The organism is Methanobrevibacter sp. (assembly GCF_045644645.1).
Taxonomy (GTDB): Archaea; Methanobacteriota; Methanobacteria; order Methanobacteriales; family Methanobacteriaceae; genus Methanocatella.
In genome coordinates this window covers 1-6,101 of sequence record NZ_JAZRHE010000001.1, presented here as the reverse complement: position 1 = coordinate 6,101, position 6,101 = coordinate 1, and the positions used below count along the sequence as shown (strand labels likewise).

General features: G+C 34.4%; 6 protein-coding genes. 5 read left to right on the top strand and 1 reads right to left on the bottom strand.

The genetic code is table 11. The annotated features are described in order from the left end of the window. The first annotated feature begins 328 nt into the window (after positions 1-328). From ACKI4K_RS00030 to ACKI4K_RS00020, 3 genes are all read left to right on the top strand, one after another. Positions 329-1,255 (top strand): hypothetical protein, encoded by a 927-nt coding sequence (locus ACKI4K_RS00030; protein WP_407421021.1) that lies wholly within the window; start codon positions 329-331, stop codon positions 1,253-1,255. A 536-nt stretch (positions 1,256-1,791) separates the two neighbouring features. Further along, positions 1,792-2,118, top strand: a complete 327-nt coding sequence (locus tag ACKI4K_RS00025; RefSeq protein ID WP_407421019.1) for a hypothetical protein — start codon at positions 1,792-1,794, stop codon at positions 2,116-2,118. Positions 2,119-2,134: 16 nt separating this feature from the next. Further along, positions 2,135-3,220 (top strand): hypothetical protein, encoded by a 1,086-nt coding sequence (locus ACKI4K_RS00020; protein WP_407421017.1) that lies wholly within the window; start codon positions 2,135-2,137, stop codon positions 3,218-3,220. Here ACKI4K_RS00020 and ACKI4K_RS00015 read toward each other — a convergent pair. Further along, positions 3,213-3,557, bottom strand: coding sequence for a hypothetical protein (locus ACKI4K_RS00015; RefSeq protein ID WP_407421015.1), 345 nt, complete (start codon positions 3,555-3,557; stop codon positions 3,213-3,215). The genes ACKI4K_RS00020 and ACKI4K_RS00015 overlap by 8 nt on opposite strands. 63 nt (positions 3,558-3,620) lie before the next feature. Here ACKI4K_RS00015 and ACKI4K_RS00010 point away from each other — a divergent pair, with 63 nt between their 5' ends. Continuing rightward, positions 3,621-4,202: a hypothetical protein gene (locus tag ACKI4K_RS00010; RefSeq protein ID WP_407421013.1), complete on the top strand. Its 582-nt coding sequence runs from the start codon at positions 3,621-3,623 to the stop codon at positions 4,200-4,202. Positions 4,203-4,573: 371 nt separating this feature from the next. Further along, positions 4,574-6,101 (top strand): right-handed parallel beta-helix repeat-containing protein (locus ACKI4K_RS00005; protein ID WP_407421011.1); only part of this gene is annotated, 1,528 nt, incomplete at its 3' end.

The following is a 6,101-nucleotide window of genomic DNA, read 5'->3' as shown; positions in this document are numbered from 1 at the left end:
AGTTGGGCTAATGTTAAAAAGATAGATTATATGTTTCAAACAATCTGGGTGTGGGAATAGTTAAATTTTTTTTAGTTTTAATGAAACATAATGTAATATAATTGTTTATGAGTTTGAATATTATTCCACATAACATTCGACTTAAACTTCAGTTTAAAACTAAATTTCCCATTAGCTTTTTTAATAGTAATCATGAAATTTTTGTGCGTTTTAAGTAAATGTAATCTATTTTTTACATATTATATATATATATCCTTTGATAAATACTTAATTACTTTTAATTGACTGGAAGCGGGATTCACGCTTTTTTTAAAATAGGAGGTTAATGATGAAAAGTAAACTAATGATGTCTCTTGTTGTTTTGTTGGTTGCAGTTTCTGTTCTTGCAGTAAGTGCGCAGGATACAACAACAGTTGATGATGTCATTTCTGAAAGCGTTTCTGATGATAATGCTCTTTCAATAGGTGACAGTGATAATGCAATATATCGGGAAGGAGACGGATCCGGAAATGTCAAGGAGGTATGGATAGATAATACTGTGGATGCAAGTAGGATAGATCTTGAAATTGCTATAATGTACTATGATGCTTCAGATCCTGATGCTCCAGTGACCCTTGCGACCTTTACTAACAGTACATCCGCCCAATACTCAACCATTGACTCAAGCGACATTTGCAATAAAACATTAAACTATAGATTGGCCTATATAAAAAATGGCGAGGGGCTAAAAAACATTAGAGTCGTAAGCATAGAAAAGCACGAGAGTATAGGTGAAGTCTACGATCACAGGACCTATAGGACTGTAGAAGCAGGTGATGCTCAGCTTATAGGGGATGAGGATTATCTGAAGTATCTGAATGGAGATTATGATTTAGGTAGTACAATAACACATATTGCTGAAGGGGAATATGCAAAAGTCTTGCATACCTTCCTTGATGTGACTGCGGAATACAATTATAATGAAACTGAAGATGCTCCTGAGCCTGCTGGCAACAACACTCAAAACAACACTGGTGTAAATGCTACAGATAACGCTCAAAGTAATGCTGGTGTAAATGCTACAGATAACGCTCAAAATAATACTGGTGTAAATGCTACAGATAATGCTAATAATGCGGTAAATGCTAGTGATAAAAATGTTACTAACAATACAAACACCATACCAAAAGATGTGGCAAAAGCTACTGGTATTCCATTTGCAGTATTGATTGTGGCATTATTGAGTGTTGGAGTTTCTATAATACGTAGAAGATAATTTATGAGTTTTCAAAACTCATACTTTTTTTTATTTTTAAGGTTATTCTGGTTTGAAACGCATGTTTCGCTGACAATCAGACAGGATTTCTGTAGATTTTTAATGCAATATTTTGTTTCAATGATGAAATGGATTAAGTGTATGTATTCTCGGATATTACTGTTTTTTATTTAACTAAATTCCTATTTTTTGAAAAATATTATAATATATTTAATTCGAAGATGAAATTTTTGCTGACCTAACTAATGGAAAATGAGTAAGTATACGATTTTTATATGCCTTCCTTTTCGTAAATAAAATATTAAAAATATATAAAATTATATATTGTGTTTGAAAAGAATCTTTTCAATAGAAATGGGTGCAGAAATTCTAAAAACTACCATATTTGTGAATATTTTTTGACACATGTTTCAAATACCATTAAAGCCTTAACTTTATCTCTTTTAAATATTAACATTAACAAAGTAATAACTGAAGAATTAATATGGGTAGCGAATACCTAGAATAGTTTGAAAAATTAAACAGGACAACAGTATATGACTAATATCTGGATTGAAGGTTTAAAAAACAAATATCGCTTCGGCGATGGGAATATTATAGCTATTGAAGACCTTTTCGATTTGCATAAGGAATTTCTGAGGGAAATCTATGAATCCCTTAAAAAAGATTTAGGAGAACTTGAGGATGACTCTTCAATTGACAATAATGATGATTCCGATATTCATGAACTGGAAGTTAAGATTGAAATTGTAAAAGCGGTTTTGGATATGAAAAAAGACGAAGAATTAACAGTGGATGAGGAATATAATTGGAGATTGAGAAAATATCCTGACGGTAAGAGGATGTATATTCCGTTAGAATAGTTTTGGTCGTGTTATCTTGCAGGGCAATTTTAAATATTTGGATAATCTGATTCACAGTGAATCAAAAGAGATTTTTTTGGGCTGCGATATTGGTATGGAGTCTAGTGAAGCTTCAGATTATCTTCATGGAATCCTGATAGATGTGGATGATATTGTAATCGATGGTTCGGGCCATACTATTGACGCCAATTATTTGGGAAGAATTTTTTCAATCAGTGCCAAAAATGTTCAAATCAAAAATCTTAAGTTTACCAGAGGATATTCCGCATCCAGATCCGATGAAGAAAAGCAGGATGGCACATTCGGTAACCCCGCCCATCCCCAAGGCTACGGTGGAGCAATATATAATCGAGGAAAAGTGAAATTAATCAATTGTGAGTTTTTGGATAATTATTCATGGTCTTTTGGCGGTGCAATAGTTAATATGGCCGACTTGAAGATAATGGGCTGCTGCTTTAAAAATAACAGCGGATACAATGGCGGCGCAATATTCAACAGATCAGATTTGGAGATTCAAAGCACTGATTTTACACGAAATGGAGGGCCTATTTTCACTAATTCATTTGGAAAACTGGCCTTGCATAGGAAAACCACCAAATTCGGCGGAGCGATACTCAATGAAGATAGATTGAAAATGGATGATTGCACTTTCACTCACAATTATGCAAGGGATGGCGGAGCCATTAACAATTTCTTTGGCAAGATTAATGCATCTGAAGTCATATTTTCAAACAATGCCTCTAGATACACTGGTGCAGTAAATAATTTCGGCGGTGATGTTTTGATTTCAGATTCCAGTTTTTCAGATAATGTTTCAAACAAAAAATGGGATGCTTATTTTGATATTTTTAAATTAGATGCAAAGGACTTGGATTCATATGAAATGCAGTCAAACAAGAATTCAGGAGCCATATTCAACAATAATGTTTTTAATCTGCAGAATTGCAGATTCGTAAATAATGTAGGTTTTGCAAACTCCATTTATAATCTTGGCGGTGCTTTTTTAATCATTAATGAAATGTTTTTCAGCGGTGATTTTGAAAATGAAATAAAAGGGTATGGTGAACTTAAATGTTATTGTTGTGATTTTAATGTTATATAAACGGATATCTTCCGATTCCGTAGGGGCATGCAATTACCGTGGTTCCCAGGCTCCAGGCAAATGTTGTCAAAATGACATTGGCTATTGTCAGTTTGACCAGCGAACGCTCCAGCTTGAGCTTTCTGTGGACATGTATTATGTAAATTTGTGTTAGGATAACCGCTATCAGCAGTTCATAGGTAAAGATTTCATCATTCAATATGCCGTAAAGGTTATAGAGGATATATGTCTTTGCCATGCTTAAGCAGCATATTATGTATTGTGATGTTCCATATATTATCAAGCTGGTCAGTCTGCCCATGTATATCGGTTGGACTTGAGGCGATATAAGTTGCATAAAGGTTTTTATTTAATCAACTTAAATATATTATTGGATATATTATGAGTAGGGAGGTGAATCATGACTTATAAAAAGGCTTTTGAGGATAAAGTGGTACATTTCAAGGTTCTCAATGAAAAAACCTGGGATGTCGTTGAGTTTTCCCACCTTGCCAACAAGATTTATGTGACCGCCGATGAAAGGCTGATGGGTGATTCAATCTTTGAGAAGGTAGTCCTCGACAACATAAGCTGGACCATCATAAAGGACGAATCCACCTCCAAGATCAGATTCACAACCAGCTTTGACGATCGCTATTTCATCAGGCTGTATTTTGAAGCTTCACGGGAGCGCATAAGGAAATTTGCATTGGAGCACATCGAAAATGAGTTCACTTTAGGCTATATAGCCAAATATGATGAAAATGAGGAGTACAGATGGTATGCCTATGACAAGGTTTCGGATGAGCATATCCTGGCCGACATAGCCCTCAATGCTAAAGACTGGAAAATGCGTTTGGATGCAGGCCAGAACTGCATCACCGATCTGTTCGTCTTGTATGACATGTATCTTGACGACCCCTGCCCTGAGATTTCCTCCACAATAAGGGCTTTGATTACTGAAATCAAAAAGGAACGTTATGATTTGGATATTTGGGATTGAATGCGGGAACATTTTTTTGAAGGAACATTCAATTTCAAGCTTTTTTTTTGATGAGGTGCATTCAAGGATAGCTGATTTTCATATCTTTCCGGCTCAAAAAAGTTGGTGAAGGTACATTTTTTGGTTTTAAGGAAAAATTGAATGGCTAATTTAATGTGCGATTCCCTATGCATAAAAGTCGATAACATAACTGAAAAATAATGATTCGTGAAATTTAATGTACCTTCAATCTGTACTCTAATAAAAATAGCAAGGCTAAATTAAGTAATGCTATTAGATTTTATTTAATTAAATCTTTGAAGCAATGCCTTATGAATAAATTTAATTAATTAGTAATTATATAGGTAAAATTATAATTGTGGGTGTTTGCAATGGGTTTCTTCGATAAGGTTAAAAAGGCATTTGGGTCTAAAAAGGAAGATGTAGAATATCAAAATAGTGTGAATGATGAGATAATTGATAAACCTGAATCTGTTGAACGTATGGAAAATGATGATACCTTAAATGAAAATAAAGATATTCAATCTGAAGATTTAGAAGAAACATTTGTAAATGATATAATTGATAAACCAACACACAATGATAAAATTAGAAGCTTTAAATATTTAGATGATTTAATCCATTGCGGGACTAAAAAGATTGTTTTAGACTCGGATATTGTTTTAGATTCTGAAGATAAATCAGAGGAAATTAAACTAGATGTAGACGATTTAGTTATTGACGGAAATGGACACACAATAGATGCACAGGGATTAACACGAATATTTTACTGCACTGGAAAAAAGGTTGTTATTAAAAATATTATTTTAAAAAATGCGTTTGCTGAATCTTGTGGAGCAATATACAATATGGGTGATTTAACAATAATCGACTCCATACTAATAGGAAACGCCGCACAAAGGGATGGTGGGGCAATATATAATGCAGGTGAGTTAACAGTAAGCGACTCCACACTAACAGGAAACACTGCAAATCATGATGGTGGGGCAATATACAACAGTAGGGGCAATTTAACAATAATTGACTCCATACTAACAGGAAACACTGCAAATCATCATGGTGGAGCAATACACAACTATAAGGAAGAGTTAACAATAGCAGAATCCACATTCACAGGAAACACCGCAGAATATGGTGGGGCAATATACAAAGATGGGGGTGAGTTAACAGTAAGCGAATCCACATTCGCAGGAAACACTGCAGAATATGGTGGGGCAATACGTAACGGTGGGGGTGAGTTAACAGTAAGCGAATCCACATTCGTAGGAAACGCCGCACAAAGGGATGGTGGGTCAATATACAACGTTGATGGTGAGATAACAATCACCAGTTCCACATTCGCAGAAAATACAGCAAAACATTATGGTGGAGCAATATATAGCCTTAGGTGTGATTTAACAATCACCAGTTCCACATTCACCGAAAACACCGCACAAAGATGGGAGGGATTACAAGGATCTGGCGGAGCAATATATAACTTTAAGGCTGAGCTAACTGTAAGTGACTCCACATTCATGGGAAACACCGCACAAGGATTTGGTGGAGCAATAAACCACTTTAAGGGTGAGTTAACAATCACCAGTTCCACACTCACAGAAAATACCTCACAGGAAAATGGTGGAGCAATATATAATGGAATAGGTAATTTCAAGATTTTCAATTGTGAATTTTCAAATAATAAATCTCCAAATAATATTATTTTAAATAATGATTTTTTACAAATTCATAACGCCATTTTTAAGGATAATCAATCAAAATTTATTGTATTGAATGATGGTGATGAGGCTAATTTAGGTATTTTTCATGGAGAATTTAGCGAAAATAATGTTGAAGAATCAGTATTATGTAATACTGGAAAATTCTGTAGTGTAGAAAAAACTGTATTTCAAAATAATATTT